At 68.2% G+C, this 21,722-nt stretch carries 18 protein-coding genes; 8 read left to right on the top strand and 10 right to left on the bottom strand.

All coding sequences use genetic code 11. From position 1 onward, the window contains the following. Positions 1-4: 4 nt before the first annotated feature. The 7 genes from wzt (at position 5) to ACWGE0_RS09545 (ending at position 8,111) form a co-directional block, all read left to right on the top strand. On the top strand, positions 5-823 hold the full coding sequence (wzt, locus tag ACWGE0_RS09575) for a galactan export ABC transporter ATP-binding subunit Wzt/RfbE (RefSeq protein ID WP_452260453.1): 819 nt from the start codon (positions 5-7) through the stop codon (positions 821-823). Continuing rightward, positions 824-1,726 carry a galactofuranosyltransferase GlfT1 gene (gene glfT1 / locus ACWGE0_RS09570; RefSeq protein WP_452260452.1) on the top strand — a complete coding sequence of 301 codons (903 nt, stop codon included), beginning with the start codon at positions 824-826 and terminating at the stop codon, positions 1,724-1,726. Between the two features lie 24 nt (positions 1,727-1,750). After that, the gene (locus tag ACWGE0_RS09565; RefSeq protein ID WP_452260451.1) at positions 1,751-4,021 is read left to right on the top strand and encodes a hypothetical protein; all 2,271 of its coding nucleotides are present in this window, start codon (positions 1,751-1,753) and stop codon (positions 4,019-4,021) included. Further along, positions 4,018-5,064, top strand: a complete 1,047-nt coding sequence (locus ACWGE0_RS09560) for a glycosyltransferase family 2 protein (protein ID WP_452260450.1) — start codon at positions 4,018-4,020, stop codon at positions 5,062-5,064. The genes ACWGE0_RS09565 and ACWGE0_RS09560 overlap by 4 nt, the downstream gene beginning before the upstream one ends. 119 nt (positions 5,065-5,183) lie before the next feature. After that, on the top strand, positions 5,184-6,413 hold the full coding sequence (locus ACWGE0_RS09555; protein ID WP_452260449.1) for an ABC transporter substrate-binding protein: 1,230 nt from the start codon (positions 5,184-5,186) through the stop codon (positions 6,411-6,413). Positions 6,414-6,423: 10 nt separating this feature from the next. After that, on the top strand, positions 6,424-7,302 hold the full coding sequence (locus ACWGE0_RS09550; protein ID WP_452260448.1) for a carbohydrate ABC transporter permease: 879 nt from the start codon (positions 6,424-6,426) through the stop codon (positions 7,300-7,302). Continuing rightward, positions 7,299-8,111, top strand: coding sequence for a carbohydrate ABC transporter permease (locus tag ACWGE0_RS09545; protein WP_452260447.1), 813 nt, complete (start codon positions 7,299-7,301; stop codon positions 8,109-8,111). The genes ACWGE0_RS09550 and ACWGE0_RS09545 overlap by 4 nt, the downstream gene beginning before the upstream one ends. On the opposite strand, the gene ACWGE0_RS09540 is transcribed toward ACWGE0_RS09545, so the two are convergent. The 5 genes from ACWGE0_RS09540 to ACWGE0_RS09520 form a co-directional block, all read right to left on the bottom strand. After that, positions 8,101-8,856, bottom strand: coding sequence for a class I SAM-dependent methyltransferase (locus ACWGE0_RS09540; RefSeq protein WP_452260446.1), 756 nt, complete (start codon positions 8,854-8,856; stop codon positions 8,101-8,103). The two genes, ACWGE0_RS09545 and ACWGE0_RS09540, sit on opposite strands and share 11 nt — an antisense overlap. Positions 8,857-8,941: 85 nt before the next feature. Continuing rightward, the gene (locus tag ACWGE0_RS09535) at positions 8,942-10,843 is read right to left on the bottom strand and encodes a glycosyltransferase (protein ID WP_452260445.1); all 1,902 of its coding nucleotides are present in this window, start codon (positions 10,841-10,843) and stop codon (positions 8,942-8,944) included. Between the two features lie 174 nt (positions 10,844-11,017). Beyond that, a complete protein-coding gene (glf, locus tag ACWGE0_RS09530; RefSeq protein WP_452260444.1) occupies positions 11,018-12,226 on the bottom strand; it encodes a UDP-galactopyranose mutase in 1,209 nt (402 codons plus the stop codon). 69 nt (positions 12,227-12,295) lie between these two features. Next, positions 12,296-14,320, bottom strand: a complete 2,025-nt coding sequence (locus ACWGE0_RS09525) for a DUF6541 family protein (RefSeq protein WP_452260443.1) — start codon at positions 14,318-14,320, stop codon at positions 12,296-12,298. A gap of 65 nt (positions 14,321-14,385) precedes the next feature. Further along, positions 14,386-15,267, bottom strand: coding sequence for an LLM class flavin-dependent oxidoreductase (locus tag ACWGE0_RS09520; RefSeq protein WP_452260442.1), 882 nt, complete (start codon positions 15,265-15,267; stop codon positions 14,386-14,388). A gap of 69 nt (positions 15,268-15,336) precedes the next feature. Between ACWGE0_RS09520 and ACWGE0_RS09515 the strand changes: the two genes are divergently transcribed. Beyond that, positions 15,337-16,146 (top strand): HAD family hydrolase, encoded by an 810-nt coding sequence (locus ACWGE0_RS09515; protein ID WP_452260441.1) that lies wholly within the window; start codon positions 15,337-15,339, stop codon positions 16,144-16,146. A 69-nt stretch (positions 16,147-16,215) separates the two neighbouring features. Here the strand turns inward: ACWGE0_RS09515 and ACWGE0_RS09510 are convergent, their stop codons facing one another. From ACWGE0_RS09510 to ACWGE0_RS09490, 5 genes are read right to left on the bottom strand one after another with little or no spacing between them, the layout of a single operon-like run. Continuing rightward, complete coding sequence (locus ACWGE0_RS09510; RefSeq protein WP_452260440.1) at positions 16,216-17,205, bottom strand: lysylphosphatidylglycerol synthase transmembrane domain-containing protein; 990 nt, start codon at positions 17,203-17,205, stop codon at positions 16,216-16,218. Positions 17,206-17,248: 43 nt separating this feature from the next. Further along, a complete protein-coding gene (locus ACWGE0_RS09505) occupies positions 17,249-18,478 on the bottom strand; it encodes an acyl-CoA reductase (protein WP_452260439.1) in 1,230 nt (409 codons plus the stop codon). After that, a complete protein-coding gene (locus ACWGE0_RS09500) occupies positions 18,475-19,542 on the bottom strand; it encodes a LuxE/PaaK family acyltransferase (RefSeq protein ID WP_452260438.1) in 1,068 nt (355 codons plus the stop codon). Before ACWGE0_RS09500 ends, ACWGE0_RS09505 begins: the two co-directional genes overlap by 4 nt. Beyond that, on the bottom strand, positions 19,539-20,945 hold the full coding sequence (locus ACWGE0_RS09495; RefSeq protein WP_452260437.1) for an AMP-binding protein: 1,407 nt from the start codon (positions 20,943-20,945) through the stop codon (positions 19,539-19,541). The genes ACWGE0_RS09500 and ACWGE0_RS09495 overlap by 4 nt, the downstream gene beginning before the upstream one ends. Beyond that, the gene (locus ACWGE0_RS09490; protein WP_452260436.1) at positions 20,942-21,688 is read right to left on the bottom strand and encodes an SDR family NAD(P)-dependent oxidoreductase; all 747 of its coding nucleotides are present in this window, start codon (positions 21,686-21,688) and stop codon (positions 20,942-20,944) included. Before ACWGE0_RS09490 ends, ACWGE0_RS09495 begins: the two co-directional genes overlap by 4 nt. Between the last annotated feature and the right edge of the window lie 34 nt (positions 21,689-21,722).

Genomic DNA, 21,722 nt, shown 5'->3' with positions numbered 1-21,722 from the left:
AGCCATGGTCAGCATCGACGTTTGGAACGCATCGGTCGACTTCCCGATCTTCGACGCCAAGTCGAGGTCGCTGAAGAAGCTCGCGCTCGGCAAGGTCGGCGGCAAGATCGGCTCTGAGGGCCGGGTCCCGATCATCGAGGCGCTGCACGACATCTCGCTGTCGCTCAAAGACGGCGCCCGCGTCGGCCTGGTCGGTCACAACGGCGCCGGCAAGTCCACGCTGCTGCGCCTGCTGGCCGGCATCTACGAGCCGACCCGCGGCCAGTCCCGCATCGTCGGCAAGGTCGCGCCGGTCTTCGACCTCGGCGTGGGCATGGACCCGGAGATCTCCGGGTACGAGAACATCATGATCCGCGGCCTGTTCCTCGGCATGAGCCGCAAGCAGATGGAAGCGCGCGTCGACGACATCGCGGAGTTCACCGAGCTCGGCGACTACCTGCAGATGCCGCTGCGCACGTACTCGACCGGCATGCGCGTGCGGCTCGCGCTCGGCGTGGTCACCTCGATCGACCCCGAGATCCTGCTGCTCGACGAGGGCATCGGCGCGGTCGACGCGGCGTTCATGGCGAAGGCCCGCGACCGCCTCAAGGACCTCGTCAGGCGGTCCGGCCTGCTGGTGTTCGCGAACCACTCCGACGAGACGCTGCTCGACTTCTGCGACACCGCGATCTGGATGGACGAGGGCCGCGTCAAGATGCACGGCGGGCTCCGCGAGGTGCTCACCGAGTACAAGGGCTTCGACCCGTTCGAGCGGATGAGCACCGAACAACTGGCCAGGCTCGGCTATTCCACTCCCGTCCTCAGCGGAAATGGTGGCGACTAAGTGAACCTCGAGGCGCTGCCCAAGGGCTCCGTGGTGGCGGTGGTGGTCACCCGCCACCGCAGGGAGCTGCTGTCCGAGTCGCTCAAGGCGCTGGCGACGCAGACCCGCGTCCCCGACCACCTCGTCGTGGTGGACAACGGCCCTGACCAGCCCGTCAACGACCTGGTCGAGCAGTCCCCGCTGCCCACGACGTACCTCGCGTCGCACCGCAACCTCGGTGGCGCCGGCGGGTTCGCCCTGGGCATCCTGCACGCGCTGTCACTGGGTGCGGACTGGGTGTGGCTCGCCGACGACGACGGCCGTCCCGCCGACGAGAACGTGCTGGCCGTCCTCCTGGAGGAGGCCGAGCGCCGCAACCTGGCCGAGATCTCCCCGGTCGTCACGAACATCGAGAACCCGGACAAGCTCGCGTTCCCGCTGCGCAGGGGCCTGACCTGGAAGCGGTCAGCCGCTGAACTGGGCACCGACTTCCTGCCGGGCATCGCCTCGTTGTTCAACGGCGCGCTGTTCCGCGCCTCGACGCTCGACGTCGTCGGCGTGCCGGACTACCGGCTGTTCTTCCGCGGTGACGAGGTCGAGGTCCACCGCCGCATGGTCCGCAGCGGGCTGCCGTTCGGCACCTCGCTGAAGGTCGCCTACGTGCACCCGGACGGCTCCGACGAGTTCAAGCCGATGCTCGGCGGCCGGTTCCACGCGCAGGACCCGGAGAACCCTGTCAAGCGCTACTACACCTACCGCAACCGCGGCTACCTGCTGTCCCAGCCGGGCATGCGCAAGCTGGGTCTGTTGGAGGTATTCCGGTTCGGCCTGTACTTTCTCGGGGTCCGCAGGGACCCGAAGGCTTTCATCGAGTGGTTGCGCCTGGTCCGGCTGGGGCGGCGTGAGCAATTCTTCCGCAAGTGAGCGCTTCGATACCGATTGCTTGAGATGACTGCAACTCTGAGCCCGGCAGTGGCGTCGGGCAAACCCGGATTCCGGGAACGCGTGACACCACCACTCACCATGGTGGTCCTGGTACTGCTCGGCGCGGTCATCCCGCTGTACCGCAATCACATCTTCTACTACTGGGACGACACGGCGGCAGCCGCCGTTCCGGTGTGGCAGCGGATGGGCGAGGCCTTCAGCGAAGGCCGGATCCCGCTGCTCGAGCTCGACATGTGGCGCGGCGGCAACTTCGCGGCCGAGGCGGCCACCGGCATGTGGAACCCGATCGAGGTCCTCCTCGCGGTGGCCACCGGCTGGATCGACAACGTCGCGCTCGGCATCACGATCGTCAAGCTCGCGTTCCTCGTGGCCTTCGCGGTCGGCACGTACCTGCTGGCCCGCGAGTACGGCAGCAAGCCGTGGATCGCGGCCGCCGTCGGTACCGCGCTGCCGCTGTCCGGCTACATCCTGTTCATGGACGGCACGTCCTGGATCAACGCGCTCACCGTGTACGGGTTCCTCCCGTACGTGTGGTGGACGGCCAGGCGCACGGCCAGGCTGGGCAAGTCGACCGTGTGGGTCGTGGTCACCGGCTTCCTCGCCGCCACGACCGGCAACCCGTACGTGCTGGTGTCGATCTTCCTGATCGTGCTCGCCGTCGCCGTCGAGGCGTGGCTGGCGTTCGACCGGCGCAAGATCTTCAACCTGTTCGCGGCCGGGTTCGCGGTGCTGCTGCTGAACATCGTCGTGTACCTGCCGTTCTCGCTGACCTCGTCGGTCAGCTACCGCAAGGACAGCAGGACGTTCAACGACGGGTTCCTGTCGCCGCAGCTGCAGGACTTCTTCGGGATGAGCAACCCGGCGGCGCAGCCGTTGATGAACATCTGGAGCGGTCTCAACCCGACGTTCCCGGCGCTCTACCTGGCGTGGTTCTTCCTGCCGCTGCTCCCCTGGTTCCGCTGGGGCGTGCTGTGGGAGAAGCGCAAGGAGTACCTGGGCCTCTACCTCTACACGCTGGCCTACCTGTTCCTGGTGCTCGGCCCGTCGAACCTGAACATGTTCCGCTGGCCGGCGCGACTGGTGCCGTTCTTCTTCATCCCGCTGGTCGTCATCTGGGCGGTCGTCGCCAGCCAGGGCATGCAGAAGACCAACACGAAGGCGCGCACGCTCGGTTCGCTGGGAATCATGCTGGTCGGGGCCTACTTCGGCTGGGCGGCGCTGCCGCAGACCAACGTGCGCCAGGCGTACACGATGGTCCTCGTGATGATCGCGGTCTTCGTGCTGCTGAAGGTCGGCATCGGCCGCTTCAAGGGCTACGCGGTGATGGCGGTCGGCACGATCGGCTTCCTCGCGCTGCAGTCCGCGTGGTTCCCCGGCAACTACAGCGTCGCCGACTACAAGTTCCCGACCAGCGAGCACCTGCTGGAACAGCGGTTCGACCACCGCTACGAAGGCGTGACGGTCCAGCTCAGCGACCTCGGCAGGATCGCGGGGAACGACAAGTACCCCGGCGGGGCGTACCAGGACTTCACCTTCGGCACGAACTACAGCATCGCCGGCGTCGAGGCGCTGACCGCGTACAGCGGCGTCGGCTTCAACGCCATGGACGCGGAGCTCTGCACCACCTACAACGGTGCGGTCTACTGCCCCGAGGCGTGGAAGAGGCTCTGGACGGCACCGAAGGGTGCGGACAAGCCGCTCGCCGACCTGCTCCGCGCGGAAACGGTCGTCGTGCAGAACAACCTCATCGACACCCGGAACGTCCCTGCACCGGAGGGCTGGCGCAAGGCCGAGTCCACCGATCGCGTGGTCGTCTGGAAGCGCATCGCCAAGCCGGCGTTCCCCGACGGCAGGCTGTCCTCGGTCCCGAACGGTGTCAAGATCGACTCCGACCGGATGACCGGCAGGGTCAGCGAAGAGGTGAAGTTCAGCGGCGCAAACGGCGGCAAGCTGGTCTTCTCCCGCCTCGCGTGGCCGGGCTACGTGGCCACCGTCAACGGCCAAGAGGCGCCCGCAAAGCTCGGACCTGCAGGTCTGCTGGAGGTCGAGTTGCCGAAGGACGTCCGTGAGGGAACTCTTCAGATCGACTGGGTCATGCCCGGCATGACCATCGGCCTCATCGCCGGCGCGGTGGGCATCGCGCTGACTCTGGGGCTGGCCTTCATCGACCGCTCGCAGCGGCGCAGGCGCCGCGACGAGCCGCAACCCAACGCTGACCCAGAGAACGTGGACGACGACGTCCTGGTGACCGTCGGAACAGGAGAACGAAAGTGACCGACCAGACGCGTCGACCTTTGGTGTCGATCGTGGTGCCGGCTTACGACGAGGCCCCCAACGTGGCGGGAACGGTCGAGCTCTTCCGCCAGATCAAGCAGTCCCAGCCGGACGTCGACTTCGAGCTCGTGCTCATCGACGACGGCTCGTCGGACGGCACGGCGGACCTGTTCGTCGCGGCACTGGGTGAGAACGACGTCGCCCGTGTCGCGTCGTTCTCCCGCAACTTCGGTTCGCACGCGGGCGTCAGCGCCGGCTTCGCGATCTGCCGCGGCGACTGCGCCATCACGCTCAGCGCCGACCTGCAGGAGCCGGTCGAGGTCATCGACCGCTTCCTGAACGAGTGGCGCGCCGGCAGCGACATCGTGTGGGCCATCCGGTCCGTTCGCTCGGTCCCGAAGGGCCTGGCCAACAAGCTGGCGATGAAGTTCAACGACTTCTTCGCCAAGCACGCCGACCTGCCGGACAGCTACCCGAAGGCCGGCCCGTCGCAGATGCTGGTGAGCCGTCCCGTGCTGGACGTCATCAACCAGATGCCGGAGCTCAACCGCAACCTGCTCGGCCTCGTCGCGTGGACCGGCTTCAAGCAGACCACGGTGGCGTTCGAGCAGAAGCCGCGTGCCGCGAACGACAGCAAGTGGACGACCAGCAAGAAGATCAAGCTGGTCTTCGACTCGTTCATCGCGTTCTCGATCATGCCGATCTTCCTGATGCTGTTCGCGGGCGTCATCTTCACGGGCATCGGCCTGGCGACCGTCTTCGGTTTCCTGCTCGGCGCCCTGATCACGCTGTCCGCGCCGAACGCGATCGGGATCATCGTCGGCGTCGTGCTCTTCTGCACCGGCGCGAACCTGGGCTGCACCGGCATGCTCGGCCAGTACCTGTACCGGGCCGGTGACGACGCGCGTCGTCGTCCGCTCTACATCATCCGGCAGCTGCGTGACATCAACAGCCTCGCGGGCCAGTCGCCGCAGGGTGTCGTCAACGTCAACCCGCTCGACGTTCCGGGCCTCTCCGGCGTCAACGGGCTTGGTCGCCGCTGACCCGGTCCGCTTCACCGGCAGCCACCCTCGATCTCCGAGGGTGGCTGCTTTTTGTTCAGCTGCCGAGACACTCCGGTAATCGCTCGCACACACCGCGTGATCGGAGTAAGACGGGATGAGTGATCTCCCGACGCAGACTTCTGACGGCAGCAGGTGCGACAGCACTGCTCACCGCGTGCGGTTCGAACACCGGGCGCGGCGGCGACGGCCAGGCTCTCCGGCAGTGGTACCACGCGTACGGCGAACCCGGCGTGCAGCAAGCGGTGGAGCGGTACGCCAAGTCGTACGGCAAGGTCCCCGTGGACGTGCAGTGGAACCCCGGCGACTACGACTCGAAGCTCGCGACGAGCCTGCTGTCCGACGGCGGGCCGGACGTCTTCGAGTCCACCCTGCAGATCAGCGCGGTCCGAGCGGGCCAGCTGGTGCCGCTCGACGACATCTTCGGTGACGCCAAGAGCGACTTCACCTCCTCGATCCTCGCCGGGCACACCGCCGACGGGAAGATCTACGGCGTGCCGCAGGCCGTGGACATGCAGATGTTGTTCTACCGCAAGAGCTTGTTCGCTCAGGCCAACGTCACGCCACCGTCCACTGTGGATGAGCTGATCGACGCGGCCAAGCGCCTCACCACGGGCGGGGTGAAGGGTCTCTTCGCGGGCAACGACGGCGGCGGAGGTGTGCTGGGCGGCCCCGCGCTGTGGTCGGCGGGCCTCGACTACGTGCGCGACCACCAGGTCGGGTTCGACGATCCCGTTGCGGCACAGGCGATCGGCAAGCTGCGTGAGCTCTACTCCAGCGGCGCCCTGCTGCTCGGCGCGGTGAAGGACTGGGCGGAGCCGGACGCGTTCACGCAGGGCCTGGTCGCCATGCAGTGGACCGGGTTGTGGGCCGTGCCCGCGATCCAGAAGGCGCTCGGCGACGACTTCGGCGTGCTGCCGTTCCCCAAGCTCAACGACAACGGCAGGACCAGCGTGCCCGTCGGTGCGTTCGGCGCGATGATCAACGCGAAGTCGAAGCGGGTCGACGAGGCCAAGGAGTTCATCAAGTGGTTGTGGGTCGAGCGGACCGACTACCAGGAGGACTTCAACCTCGGCTACGGGTTCCACATCCCGCCCCGCAAGTCGCTGGCCGAGAAGGCCACCAAGCTGACCTCCGGAGCCGGGGCCGAAGCCGTGAAGTTCGTGCGGGACAACGCGAAGGCGTCGAACCCGCCGGACTGGACGTCGGTCATGCGGACCGCGTTCAACGACGCCGTGTCGCGGGTCGTGCGGGACGGGGCCAAAGCCGATGACGAGCTCAAAACCGCGGTGGTGAAGGTGAAGGACGAGTTGAAGCGCCTGTACGGATGAGGCCCGCCAAATGAAACACGGCCGGGCCTTCTGGCTGTTCGTTGGGCCGTTCGCGGCCGGGCTGCTCGTGTTCGTTTACGTGCCCATCGGGTGGAGCTTGCTGCTGTCGTTCTTCGATGCGCGCAACACGGTGACGCCCACCGAGTTCGTCGGACTGGGCAACTACGCGGACATGCTGACCGACGGGCCGTTCCTCGAGTCGTTGGGCACGTTCAGCGTGTTCGCGGCGTTCATCGTGCCGCTGACGTTCGTGCTCGCGTTGGCATTGGCCTTGCTGGTCAACGGAATCCAGTTCATGCAGACGTTCTTCCGGTCGGTGTTCTTCCTGCCGTTCGCGTGCTCGTACGTCGTCGCGGCACTGGTGTGGAAGCTGTCGATCTTCAACGGCGTGCGTTTCGGGCTCGCGAACACGGTGCTGGGCTGGTTCGGCGCGGAGCCGGTCGCGTGGACCGTGTCGACGTCGCCGCCCTGGTACTGGCTCGTGCTCGTGACGCTGCGGCTCTGGTTGCAGCTCGGGTTCTACATGATCCTGTTCATCGCCGGGTTGCAGCGGATTCCCCAGCACCTCTACGAAGCCGCGTGGATCGACGGCGCTTCCCGCGGCTGGCAGACGTTGCGGTACATCACGTTGCCGCAGCTGCGCACCACGTCGGTGGCCGTGCTGCTGTTGCTGCTCGTGGCCGCGTACCAAGCGTTCGACGAGTTCTACAACGTGCTGGGCACCGATCGCGGGTACCCGCCGTTCGCGCGGCCACCGTTGATCTACCTCTACTACACGGCGCTGGGGTCCGGCGGGCAGGACTTCGGCCACGGCAGCGCGGGCGCGGTGATCCTGACCTTGCTGATCGCCGGCGTGACGTTGTTGCAGGGCAAGGTGATCACGCGATGAAGGTGGCCAGGTACCTGGCGCTGTCGGTGGCCGCGGTGTTGTTCCTGATCCCGTTCTACCTGGTGCTGCGCAACGGGTTGGCGAGCGAGCAGGAGATCACCTCGCCGAACTGGACGTTCTGGCCGAGCGAGATCCGCTGGGAGAACTTCACCGAGCTGTTCGCCAACCCCGCGGTGCCTTTGGTGCGCAGCCTGATCAACTCGGTGCTCGTGGCCGTGCTGCAGACCGCCGGCCAGCTGCTGTTGTGCGGACTGGCGGGTTACGGGCTTGCGCGGATTCCCTACCGGTACGCGAACGTGGTGCTGTACCTCGTGATCGCCACGTTGATGATCCCGGCGGCCGTCACGTTCGTGCCGACGTTCGTGGTCGTCTCCACCCTCGGCTGGATCTCCGACCTGCGCGGACTGGTGATCCCGGGCCTGTTCAGCGGGTTCACCACGTTCCTGTTCCGGCAGTACTTCCTCAACTTCCCCAGGGAGATCGAGGAAGCCGCCCGGATGGACGGGCTCGGCCACTGGGGCACGTACTGGCGGGTCGTGGTGCCGAACTCGAAGGGGTTCTTCGCCGCGCTCGGTGTGATCGCCTTCGTGACCAGCTGGAACCAGTTCCTCTGGCCGTTGGTGATCGCGCAGGACCAGGACTCGTGGACGGTGCAGGTGGCACTGTCCACGTTCCTCACCGCTCAGTCGATCGAGGTCGAGCAGCTGTTCCTGGCCGCCGCCGTGTCCATCACGCCGCTGGTGATCGTGTTCGTCGCGCTGCAGCGGTTCCTGGTGCGCGGCGTGACGGAGACGGGCATCAAGGGCTAGTCGCCTTGCTCACCAGCAGGAAGATGCTGGGACCGAACCGGCACCGGGCGAGTGCGGGTTGCGCCGCCCGCTCCACGCGCAGCAGCACGCGGTGCGGCACGACCCGCTTCAGCGCGCCCGACCGCAGGTTCGACACCGACAGGCTGCGCACGACGTGCAGTCCGGCGTCGGAGAGTTGCCTGGTCACGGTGTCGAGGTTGTGGTTGACGAACGGGATCTCGTCGTCGTGGCGGTTCTCCGGCGACCGGATGTCCACCGGCTCGGCCGGGACGGGACGGCCCAGCCTGCGCAGCCGGTTGCGGGCGTGCCCGAGGTTGGCGACCTCGACGACGGCCATGCCGGCCGGGTCCAGGATCCTGGCGATCTCGGCCAGTTCCGCGGTCGGGTCCGGCAGGTGGTGCATGACGCGGATCATCGTGACCAGGTCGATCGAGCCCGTCGCGAACGGCAGTGCGGCCGCCTGCGCCTGGATCCGTTCGATGCTCTCGCCGAGGAACTTCGCCGCCATGTCCAGCTGGCGCTTGCTCGGTTCGGCCAGCGTCACGTGGTCCGCGTACTTCGGCAGCAGCGCGGTGATCCGGCCGTAGCCGCCTCCCACGTCCACCGCGTGCTCGAAGTGCTGACCGCTCAGCAGACGGTCGATCGCGATGCGCTCGGCGTCGTGCTCGTACTCGCGGCCCTTCCAGTAGCCCAGGTAGTCGTGGGCAGGTCCGTCGTAGAAATCAGCTCGCTTGATGTCCCCCATGCAGCCAGGACGCTCCGGCACGGGGCGTGGTTGCCACGAAAAAGGCCCCCGAATCATCGGGGGCCTTTTCCTCAGGGCACGAGACTCAGCTGTTGGCCTCGAACACCTTGCGCCACGACTCGACCGAGGTCAGCTCGGGCAGCGCGTCGCGGTAGACCTTCTGCATCCGCGGCCACTCCGAGGACAGCCGGCGGTAGTTGCGGACCGCGCGCTTCATCAGCTGGCGGAACTCCTTCGGGTCGCGCTTGCGGAACGCGACACCGCTGCCGTCCGCGTTCGACACCGTCGCGCTGTCCAGGTTGCCCAGCAGGAACCAGCGGGCGTTGGACGCCGGCACGTTGATCTGCGGACGCTGGGTCGTCGCCGCCTGCGGCTCGCGCAGGTTGTGCATGAGCGCCTTGGCGGCCTCGGACGCGATGGTCACCGGGTTGGTCGGCGGGGTCAGCATCTGCTCCGCGCGCACCATGTCGAACGTGGGCGGCGGGAACTCGCGCGCCGACGGGAGCACCTGGGCGTCCGCGTAGTGCTTGCGCAGCTCGCGGATCTCCGGCAGGGCCGTGCGCAGCGAGTCGAACAGCTTCGACGGGCCGGCCAGGAAGTCCTCGATCGCCTTCTGCTGCACGACGACCGTCGAGTACTCCATCGACAACAGGTGCCGCAGCGACAGCTTCAGACCCTGCTTGAGCAGCGTCGAGCGCACGTCGTACGGGCTGTGTAGCGCGGCGAGGATCAGCCGGTTGCGGGTGTGGAAGTACGCCTGCCAGTCGGTGGCGTCGTTCTTGTCCGTCCACGGCATGTGCCACACGGCCGAACCCGGCAGCGAGACCGTCGGGTAACCCTTCTCCAGCGCGCGCAGCGAGTACTCCGCGTCGTCCCACTTGATGAAGAGCGGCAGCGGGTAGCCGGTGCGCTGCACGACCTCACGCGGGAACAGGCACATCCACCAGCCGTTGTAGGTGGCGTCGATGCGGGCGTGCAGTTCCTCGGTCTCACGAAGCGACTCGGTGCCGAAGTCGTGGTCGGTGAGCGCCCCCGGCGCGGCACGCCAGTAGCAGGTGCCCAGGTCGACGACCTCGCCCATGCTGTGCAGGCGGGCGCGGGCCTGGAGGTTCAGCATGTGTGAACCGACGATGACCGGCTGCGCCGCGGCGCGCGCGAACGCGTTCGAACGGAGGACGGCGTCCGGCTCGAGGCGGATGTCGTCGTCCATCAGCATGATCTGGTCGGCGTCGGTGTGCTCGATCGCCTCGTACAGACCGCGGGTGAAGCCGCCGGAGCCACCCAGGTTGTCCTGCTCGATGATCTCCAGCTTGTCGCCGAGGGCCTTGACGGCCTCGGCGTAGCCGGGGGTGTTGCGGACCTTGACCGAACCCTGGTCGGCGACGAAGACCTTCTTCAGCACGGAGAAGACGGCCGGGTCCTCACCGAGGGCGCGCAGTGCGATGACCGCGTCGACCGGGCGCATGGTGGTCATGCCGATGGCGACCGTCTGCGCGGGAAGGGTCTGGTCGGTGGTCCAGGCGGCCTCGTCGATCTCCATGGTCGTGTCGTCGGTGAAGACGTCGAACCAGATCCAGCCACCGTCCTCGAACGGCGTGAGCGAGACCGGCACCGCGACCTCGGTCCACTCCTTGGGGCTGCGGATGACCTGGCCGTCGAGGTGGACCGTGTCGCCGTTCGCCTTGGAGCGGTAGACGTCGATCCGACCGGCACCGCGCACGGTCATGCGCAGGACGACGTCCTCGACGATCGTCCAGCGCTTCCAGTAGCTCGCGGGGAAGGCGTTGAAGTAGGACGCGAAGGACACCTTGGCCGAGGTCGGGACCGTCACCGCGCGCCGGGAGGACACGTGGCTGTGCACGTTCTCCGGCTCGTCGAGGTAGAGAGGCCGCACGTCCAGCGGGTCCTCATCGCGCGGCATGATCACCCGCTGCAGGATCTGAGTCGGGTCGATCTTGGTGGCGCTTGCCTTGGCCTGCTCGGTCACGTGCTTCCTCCGGCGAACCGAACTCACTCGGTTCGGGTCAGCTTCATGGATGTGGCTACCGCCACAGAAGATGTCGTGGCGCGGCGCGTCAGGCGCCCATTCTACTCACTGTCCAAAGACGATCGCCCGGCCGCACAGGTTGTACGGCCGGGCGAAATACGTTTCAGAACGTCATCAGTCGAGGTCGCCGTTGATCGGTGTGCCCTCGGTCAGATGCGGCGCGATCTTGTTGTCGAACGCGCTCAGCGCGGCACCGATCGCCATGTGCATGTCGAGGTACTTGTAGGTGCCCAGACGGCCGCCGAACAGGACGTTCTTGTCCGCGGCTTCCTTCTTCGCCAGCTCGCGGTACCGCTCCAGCTTCTCGCGGTCCTCGGCGGTGTTGATCGGGTAGTACGGCTCGTCGTCCTTCTCCGCGGCACGGGAGAACTCGCGGACGATGACCGTCTTGTCCTTCGGGTAGTCCCGCTCCGGGTGGAAGTGGCGGAACTCGTGGATGCGGGTGAAGGGGAACTCCGCGTCGTTGTAGTTCATGACCGGGGTGCCCTGGAAGTCACCGGTGGCCACGACCTCCTGCTCGAAGTCGAGCGTGCGCCAGCCCAGCCAGCCCTCGGAGTAGTCGAAGTAGCGGTCGACCGGACCGGTGTAGACGATCGGCGTACCCGCCGGGATCTCGTCCTTCACGTCGAAGAAGTCCGTGTCGAGGCGGACCTCGATGTTCTCGTGCTCCGCCATCTTCTCGAGCCACGCGGTGTAGCCGTTGAGCGGCAGACCCTCGTAGGTGTCGTTGAAGTAGCGGTTGTCGAAGTTGTAGCGGACCGGGAGGCGGCTGATGACCGCGGCCGGCAGCTCCTTCGGGTCGGTCTGCCACTGCTTGGCGGTGTAGTCGCGGATGAACGCCTCGTAGAGGGGGCGGCCGACCAGCGAGATCGCCTTCTCCTCGAGGTTCGACGCGTCCTTGGTGTCGATCTCCGAAGCGTGCTCGGCGACCCATGCGCGGGCCTCGTCCGGGCTCAGGTACTTGCCGACGAACTGGGTGATGAGGCCCAGGCCCATCGGGAACTGGTACGCCGTGCCCTTGTGCATCGCGAAGACGCGGTGCTGGTAGCCGGTGAACTCGGTGAACTGGTTGCAGTAGTCCCAGACCCTCTTGTTCGAGGTGTGGAAGAGGTGCGCACCGTAGCGGTGCACCTCGATTCCTGTCTCGGGCTCTGCCTCCGAGTACGCGTTGCCACCGATGTGCGTACGACGTTCCAGCACGAGCACCCGCTTGTTCAGCTGGGAGGCGGCGCGCTCGGCAACTGTCAGCCCGTAGAACCCGGAACCGACGACGATGAGGTCAAAACCAGCGAAGCTCACGCTGCGCGAGACTACCTGAGCCATTAGGGCGCGCCGAAGCCGCCCCCGTCTTGCTCCACCCATGGTGATCAGCGGAAACACCGATCAACGTCGTTAACCCATCCGAGCCAACGTACCTCGGTCCAGCTGGTAGACCCGCACCTTGCCGCTGCGGAACCGCTCGGTCAGGCCGGGCAGACCGTCCAGGTTCGCAAGGCCAGGAGCGACGGAGAACAGTCCGCCACCGGCCCAGTTCTCCGGTGATCCGGCGGCACCGATGAGCGGCGCGTCCCCGTCCACGAGCACCCAGGTGATGTGGAGGTCCAGGATCTCCTGGCGAATCTTCGCATCGGTCTCATAACGGTTGAAACCCTGCAGCAGCTGATACGTGTACGGCACCTGGTGGAAGCCCATCGCGATGGTGTTCACCACCGGGATGCCCTTTTCCACGTACAGGTACGTCGAGCCGTCGTTCGCCGAGTTCATGACCCGCTCGCCGGGCCCGACCTTCCCGTCCAGGAAGTCGAACGCGGCCAGGTCGTCCGGCCCGACCCGGTCCAGCGTGGAGTCGGTGTACCTGCTCGCGAGGTAGTGGGCGTTGACGTTCATGTACCCGCGCGCCGGCACCAGCGCGTACGAGGCGGCGAACACCACGACGAGTGCGGCGGCGACACCGACCGGGGACATTCGCAACGACGTCCGCCTGCGCAGGAACGCGGCGGCGTACGTGGCGAACACGATCGCGCCGACCGCGATGATCACCGGGACGAACAGGTAGATGTGCGAGCGGACGCGCAGCATCGAGTTGTAGAAGAACCCGGTGATGGCCGCTTCGAAGCCGGCGCCGGGGCTCACCCACATGGCCACGGTGATCACGATCCAGAGCAGGGACGCCAGGAGCAGTCCGTAGGCGCGCCGGGCCACCAGCAGCACGCCACCCGCGAGCACGGCCAGCACGAACGCGGCGGCCTGCACGTTCGGGCCGTATTCAGGCAGGTAGCCGGTGAAGCCGAGCCCGACAGCACGTTCCAGCGCGGTCCGGAACGGCACGGCGGCGATGTCCGGCGGGAACCCGGAGGTCTTCCCGCCCTGCCCCACGAGCTTGATCAGCATCGGCGAGGCCACGACGATCCCTGCGATCCCGGCCAGGACCAGCGGCAGGAACTGACCGCGCAGCCTGGTCCACCCGCCGCGGGTCAGCAGGTCGCCGATCCACCACGCCACCGTCGACACGCCCACGGTCATCACGGCGCTGGGGTGCAACGCGACCAGCCCGGCCACGCCCACGGCGATCACCGGTACGGCCGACCACTGCCGCGGCCGCACGCTCAGCAGCACGGCGAGGAAACCGGGGGCGAGCACCAACGCCGCCGCGTTGGGCAGCACACCGCCCTGCGCGGCCATCGTGATGGTCGGCGCGTTCATCCCCACCGCGACCAGCGCACCGACCCCGGCTGCCACGACGGCGAGCGGTCCGCCGATCCGCGCCCGGCGGGCCGTCACGTGGGCGAGCGCGGCCGTCGACAGCACGAGTCCGATCACGAGCAGCGCGATGGTGACGCCGTTCAGGCCCCGGATCGGGTCGCCCACGAGCTGGCCGGTCGCCGCGGCGAGCAGGTGCATGCCCGCGGGGTAGAAGCTCACCGGCTGACCGGACACGAAGTCGACCGGAAGCAGCTGCCAGGTCGCCCCGTGGCCGGTGCGCATGATGTACGAGACGAGCTCGCTGTGCACGATCGTGTCGTGCTCCTGGGGCACCGTGTCCAGGGTTCCGCCCAGCCCGGACAGCCAGGTCCGCAGGCCGACAGCGGTACCGCCGAGCAGCACGAGCACCCCGGCCGCCGTGGTGATCACGCCCCACCGCGGGCGACGGCGTGGCTCCTCCCCCCGCGCGCGCCACCACCGGAACGCGCCGACCAGCAGCAACAGCGCAGTGACGGCACCGAGCGAGACCGCGTTGTAGGCGACGCCGAGCAGCGCGCACGCCATACCGACGAGAGTGGCGACACCGGCAGAAGCGACGGCGGCGAACCCCGCGAACCACACGGGTCTGCGAACACCGAACGCGGCGAGCAGGCCTGCACCGGGCAGCAGGACCACGGCCAGCGCAGCGGCCAGTGAGACTCCTTCAACCAACATGAACGCTCTCGATCACGGTGTCGGAGAGAGACTGCGGGCCGGAAATTTTTGCAGACGGGCCACCATCAGGCGGAGGCGAGGTCGGGAAGCACTTCCGCCGCGACCTGCTCCAGGACGAGTTCGCGGCCCCCGTACACCCCGTGGCTGCGCGGCCAGTGCACGACGACGTCGGTGAACCCGAGCTCGCGCGCCCGGAACGCGGCGTCGCGGAACCGCTCGACGCTGCTCAGCGAGTAGACGGGATTCGAGTCCAGGTTGAGGTAGTGGTCTACGCTCTGCGGCCGGCGTCCGCGCTGGTCCAGGACCTTGTGGAACGTCTCGACGTTCTCGGCCACGCCCGCCCACCACGCGCCGTCGTCCTCGGTCGACGGTCCGGTGGTGACCCAGCCGGAGCCGAACCGGGCAGCGACGTCCATCGCCTTGGGACCGTTCGCGGCGACCAGGAACGGCAGCCGCGGTCGCTGGACGCAGCCCGGTGCGGAACGCGCCCCGTCGGCCGCGAAGTAGTCGCCACGCCAGGTCGTGCGCTCCTGGATCAACAGCCGGTCGAGCAGCTCGACGAACTCACCGAACCGCGCTGTCCGCGCGCCGGGGGTCAGTGGGGACGAGCCGAGCACCGTGGTGTCGTAGCCGGCGCCGCCCGCGCCCAGCCCGAGCATGAAGCGGCCGTCGGAGACGTCGTCGAGGGTGAGCAACTCACGGGCGAACGGCACCGGATGCCGGAAGTTCGGGCTCGCGACGAACGTGCCGAGCCGGATCTTCGAGGTGACCATCGCAGCGGCGGTCAGCACCGGCACCGCGGAGAACCACGGCCCGTCGACCAGGTCGCGCCAGCCGAGGTGGTCGTACGTCCACGCGTGCGCGAAGCCGTACTCCTCGGCGGCACGCCACTTCGGTTCGGCGGCCCACCAGCGGTCTTCGGGAAGGATGACGATGCCAACACGCACACCGCAGAGTAACCAGGCCCACGTCACAAGTTCACATCGGACCGAATCTGAACCAGGCAGTATTGGCTGGTGGAGACACCTCGGCTGGTCGCATCGGACGTGGACGGAACCCTGCTCGGAGTGGACGAGCGGGTGAGTGAGCGCACGGCGGCCGCCGTCGCGCGAGTGCTGGCAGCCGAGACACCGTTCGTGCTGGTCACCGGCAGGCCGCCGCGCTGGGTGCCGATGATCGCGCGGGACGCGGGCGTCAACGACTACGCCATCTGCGCGAACGGTGCCGTCCTCTACGACATCGGCAAGGACGAGGTGTTGTGGCAGCGCGGGCTCGAACCAGTGCTGATGAACGACATCGCCGGCGCCCTCGACGCGGCCGTGCCCGGTGTGGCGTACGCCACTGAACGTGTCGGCTCCCGCGCCAACGACCCGGACGTGCCGCCGTTCGTGGCCGAGCACGAGTTCACCAACGTGTGGCCGGAGTCGGCCGGCCGGGTGCCGCGGGCCGAGATGTTCGGGCATCGCGCGGTGAAGATGCTGGTCAGGCACACGGGCATGACGAGCGCCGAGATGGCGATGGCCGCCCGTGAGGTGCTCGGCGACGACGTCACCGTGACCTACTCCTCGAACTCGGGCCTCATCGAGATCGCCGCGGCCGGGGTCACCAAGGCGACCGGGCTCGAAGACGTGACCGAGCGGTACGGCATCCCCCGCGCCGCCGTCGTGGCCTTCGGGGACATGCCCAACGACGTGCCGATGCTGAGCTGGGCGGGCCACGGTGTCGCGATGGGCAACGCGCACCCCGAGGCCGTGGAGGTGGCGGACGAGATCACCGCGTCCCACGCCGAGGACGGCGTCGCGGTGATCCTGGAGCGCTGGTTCTAGCTCGAAAAGCGAGATCGCCGCGCCCCACGTCTCGAAGACGGGGTCGCGGCGATCCGGCGAAACCTGTGTCTAGACCTCGTCGACGACCGGGCGACGCTTGGACGTGAAGTGCACGGCGCCGGCCGCGGCACCTGCGGTGACCAGGTCCGCGACGATGAACATGACCCGCGAGGCGGCCGCGAACGCGCCTGCCTGGATCGGGTCGAGGCCGCCTGCCACCAGCACGGCTACCAGGACGATCTCCCGCGCGCCCGCGCCCGCCGGCAGGATGAAGAAGAACATGCCGATGGTCATCGCCAGCGCCATCGCGCCGATGCACTGGCCGAGTCCGGACCAGCCGGGCGAGCCGATCGAGTTCGACAGCAGCCAGAGGTGCAGGCCCTGGAAGCTGAACGCCAGCACCGAGTAGCCGAGCGACTTGCCGACCGTGGACCACTTGATCCGCTCGGCCAGCGGCGGGCGGCGCAGCGTCTTGAGCACCAGCGAGGTGCCCCAGGTGAGGATCCGCGGGTGCAGCGCGATCAGGCCGATCGGCAGCAACGCGAACAGCCAGGCCGCCTCGGGGGTCTCGTCCAGGATCACCGGCAGGGCGAGGGCGCCCAGCAGCAGCGATGCCACGATCGAGATGCCGATCTGCACCAGCGCGGAGGTGAAGACGCGGGCACGGGCCAGGCCGGCCTTGCGCCCGAGCTCCATCTGCAGCACGTACGCCCACACCGAACCCGGCACGTACTTGCCCAGCATGCCGACGAGGTTGATCTGCGCGCCGAGGACGACACCGATCGGCTTGCCCAGGCTGTCGACCACCGTCTGCCAGGCCATCACACCGAAGAACATCGACACGATGACCGAGACCATGCTCAGCACCGCCGACTCCCAGGCGATGCCGGACAGCGTCCGCCACACCTCGGACCAGTTCGTGACGAGCTGGTAGATCGCGAAACCCAGCACGGCCACGACGAGCAGACGCCGGCCCCAGGTGATGGCCTGCGCCTTGAGGCTCTTCGGCTGCGGCTCTGGCGCCTTCGCGTGGTCCGCGTCGGCTTCCACTGTCGTCATTGGTTCTCCGCTACGAGCACTGGGCGAGTTGGTGGACATCGGCTCAGACCGTGACGGTGGTCAGCCTGCTGAACTCAGCCAGCAGGTCGTAGCCGTCCCACACCGCGGCGAAGCTGAGTGCGGAGCCGAACGGCACAACGCGGTCGATCCCGCGTCCGGCGAGCGCGTGCACGAACTCGACCACCTCTGGGCGGTCGAACCCGAAGACGCTCAGCGTCTGGTCCTTCCGTTGCACGACGTCCACGAGCGCGGTGAGGTTGCTCACGGTCGTCTGGGGAAAGGTACCGACCCCCAGCCACTCGCGTGGCACCGCGGTCGGTTCCGCCAGCTCCAGGGTGGCCACGGCGTTGCCGGAGAAGCGGATCTCGGTCACGTGGCCCTCGGCCGCGACACCGTACGCGGAGACCCTCTTCTGCACGGCCATCGCCGGTTCGACCACGAAGTGCTTGCTCTCGACGACCTCGGAGAGCAGCGTGAGGAACTCCTCGCGCCCCCGCTTCGCGCCCTCGTCCGCGCCGACCCAGAACAGGGTGCGCGGCGAGGAGCAGGCAGCCTGGTCGAACCAGTACGAGTCGTTGTAGAACCCGATCGCGGCGTCACGGCGCTGCTCGGGCGTCGCGGCCTCCCAGCCGGCGACCGAGATGGCGGCGAAGGACGCGCGGTCGGGGAAGGTCAGGTCGCGTGCCTGCGGGCCGATCGGGCTCTTGCGCACCTCGGTGACCGAGCGGTCGCCGCCCCAGATCACGCGCAGCTCGCAGGCGGCGGAGAACGCGGACGTCACCACTTCGTCGCGGCCGTACGTGACCATCCGCTGCGTCTGCGCGACGGCGGGGTGCGCGTCGGCGAGCGCCTCGTTCAGCGCTTCGAGGACGGCCTCCGCGGCACCGGCGGAACGCTGGGAGATCCGCACGACGTTCGGGTTGCCGGCCAGCGCGGAAAGCGCCCACGAGTACACGAAGATCGTGTCCACGTTGGCGGGCGGCACGTGGAAGACGAGCCCGCGCGGGAAGCGCATCGCGTCGCCGGACGTCTCCAGGCTCGCGATCGCCTTGGCGATCTCGCCCTTGCGCAGGAAAAAGCCCAGGGAGGCGAGCTCGGGGTAGCGCCGGGCGACGGCGGGCGCGAGCAGCTTGCGCGCGAACTTCACCAGGAACTGCACGATCCGCTCGTCGCCGACCTTCAGCCGGCCGCCTTCCGGCTCCTGTGCCAGGTCCGCGAGCAGCGCGTCGACCTCGACGTCCGGGCCCGCGGGGAAACGTTGCTGGATGCTCACGCCGGGCTCCCGCTGAAGGTGTCGGAACAACCACGGGCCTCGGCGCGCGGCAGCCTGCCGAGCACGGAGAACCGCTTGCCCGGCCAGTCGCCGTCGTCGATGCCGTGCACGACGCCGAGGTCCTCGGTCAGCAGCACGTGCCCGGGGTACGACCTCGGCACGGTGCTGACGACCTCGATGACGCCGGGCTTGCCGACCGGCTGCTCGGCCCACGTCTCCGGGTCGCGGATCACGATGTCGGCGAAGTCGGGGCAGTAGAGCGAGTTGCCCGACGGTCCCTCCAGGAACACGGTGCCGAGCTGCTCGACCATGCCGTAGTAGTTGTGGATCCGGGTGAGACCGGTGTCCTCGGCGAACCGGCGGCGGAACTCGGCGTTGTCGACGGCGCGGTCGATCAGCTTCTTCCAGCCACCGGAGTGGATCAGGATGCCGTTCGACAGGTCGAGCCGGTGCTCGCGGGCGACCTCGTAGAGGTACTGCCACACCATGAAGGTGAAGCCGAAGATGAGGAACGGCTGGTCGCCGTGGTTCGCGAGGAAGCCCTTGATCGCCTCGACGTCCGGGCGGTCGTTCTCGTCCAGCGCGTAGACGTGTTTGCGGCCGAAGTTCGCCATGCCGAGCACGCCGGCACCACGCGCGGAGAAGGACCGGCGGTTCTTGATGATGGCGATGGTGTCGACCATCAGCATCGGCAGGCGCTGGTCGCCGAGCACCGTGCGCAGCGTGTTGCCGAGGTAGCGCGGCTGGTCGGCCGCGGCCTCCTTGTCCAGGTAGATCCGGGAGACCTCGGCGCCGGTGGTGCCGGACGAGGTGAGCACCTTGAAGACCTGGTCGTCCGGCACGCTCTTGAGCACGTGGTGCTTGAACATCCGCACCGGCAGCCAGGGCAGCTGCTCGACGGTGTCGTACACCGTGCCGCGCGGGGTGCCGAGCGCGCCGAGAATCCGGTCGTAGGGCTCGCAGTTGGCCCGGTGGTGCTCGGTGAGCTCGCTGAGCTTGGGCAGCAGCGCCGCCTCGCGCTCGGTCTGGCTCAGCCCGAACACGCCTTCCGCTGTGACAGTCACGCCCGTCCCTCCAGGGAGCGGTAGTCGATCTTGCCGCTGGGCAGCAGCGGCAGGGCGTCGATGTCCCGCACGTCGAATCCGGTCACGTGCAGGTGCAGCTTCTCGGCGAGGGCCTTCGCTGCTGCCTTGCGCGTGTCAGCGGCGCAGTTCTCCAGCCAGATGACGACCTTGTCACCGGCGGGCATGGCGGCCGCCGCACCGATGTCCAACCCCGCACCCCGCAGCATTTGTTCCAGGTCGTCGAGGTTGACGCGGTTGCCGAAGATCTTGCCGATCCGCTTGAGCCTGCCGGTGATGTGCAGGTACCCGTCCGCGTCCAGCCGGCCGAGGTCGCCCGTCGCCAGCACGCCGCCGGTCACGTCGCCTTCCGCGAGTTCGGCCTCGGTCTCCGCGTAGCCCATCATCACGTTCGGGCCGCGGTAGAGCACCTCGCCGACGACCTCGGGCTCGCTCGTCTCGGAGCCGTCGTCCAGGCGGATGGAGAAGGTGCCGCCGGGCAGCGACGGACCGGCCGAACCGATCTTCTCGGCGAGCTTCTCCGCAGGCACGGTGGCCATTCGCGGCGCGGCCTCTGTCTGTCCGTACATGACGAACATCCGGCCGCCGACCGCGGTCATCTTGTCGTTGAACGCGGTGACGAGGTCCTCGCGCAGCTTGCCGCCGGCCTGCGTGATCGTGCGCAGGGTCGGGTACTTGGCAGGGTCGAACTTGAGCCGCTTGAGCATCTCGTAGTGGTACGGGACGCCGGCCAGCGAGGTGATCTTGTGCTCCTCGACGGCCTGCCAGAACGTCCTGCCTATCACGCCGCCGGGCTCGACGACCACCGTGGCGCCGCGCACCATGTGGCTGTTCAGCACCGACATGCCGTAGCTGTAGTGCAGCGGCAGGCTGGTCGGGGCGACCTCGGCGGAGTCGATGCCGAGCACCTCGGCGATGGCGTCGGCGTTGGCCAGCACGGCGGCACGGGACAACCGCACGAACTTCGGGTTGCCGGTGGAACCGCTGGTCGGCAGCAGCACCGCGAGATCGGGGTGCGGCTCGACGCCGTCGGCGCTCTCCCTCACCCAGGCGTGACCGCCTGCGTCCGCAGCGCGGTAGCCCTCCGGCGCCTCGCCGTCGGCACCCAGCACGGCGGCCGGGCGGAACCGGGCGACCAGCTCCAGCAGGACGTCGCGCTCCTGGCCAGCGTCGAGCAGTGCGACGGCACGGCCTGCCTCGAACGCGCCGAGGTAGCGCAGCACGCTCGGCACGTCGATGGAGGTGCGGGCGAACAGCACACCCGCGGGCAGTCCGGCGAGCACGCCGCCGACGGCCGCGACCTCGGTGCGCAGACCATCGCCCTGCCACGACTCACCGCTGGTCGCGTCGACCAGCCTGGCGTCGCCGCGAATCAGCGCGGTCACAGCACGAGTCCGCCGTCGACGCCGAGCACCTGACCCGTGATGAACGAGGCCTCGTCGCTCACCAGGAAGCGGATGGCCTTCGCCACCTCCTCGGGCTTGCCGAGCCGGCGCAGCGAGGTGTCCTCGACGCGCCCGGCGATGACGTCCTCGCCCAGGTGCGCGGTCATGGCGGTCTCGATCACGCCGGGAGCGACGCCGTTGACCCGGATACCGGACCGGCCGAGCTCCTTGGAGGCGGACCTGGCGATGTTGCCGACCGCGGCCTTGGAGGCGGCATAGGCGGTCTGACCCGCGCTGCCGTTCTCGCCGACGATCGACGCGAGCACGACGATGGCACCGGTCTTGTGGCGCTGCATCACGCGCGCGGCGGCCTGGACCGTGTAGATCGTGCCGGCCACGTTCGTCGTGAGCATCCGCTCGACGAGGTCGTCGCGGATCATGCCGATCAGCGCGTCCTCGAGCACACCGGCGTTCGCGACGACGATGTCGAGCCTGCCGCGCTCCTTGCCGATGCCGCGGATGACCGAGGTGACCGCCTTGGAGTCGGTGACGTCGAGCGCCACCCCCGTCACGTCGGCGTCGAACTCGGCTGCGACCTCGGCGGCGCGCTCCTTGGCCGACGCCTCGTCCCGGCCGGTGAGCACGACGGCTGCCCCGGCCTCGGCGAGCGCGCGGACCGTCTGGAACCCGATGCCACGGGTACCGCCGGTCACCACTGCAACCTTGCTGGTCAGGTCAATCACTACGACATCAGTCCCGTACGAAGTCGATTCCGCG

The organism is Lentzea sp. NPDC054927, assembly GCF_053610285.1.
This window is presented reverse-complemented; position numbering and strand designations above follow the sequence as displayed.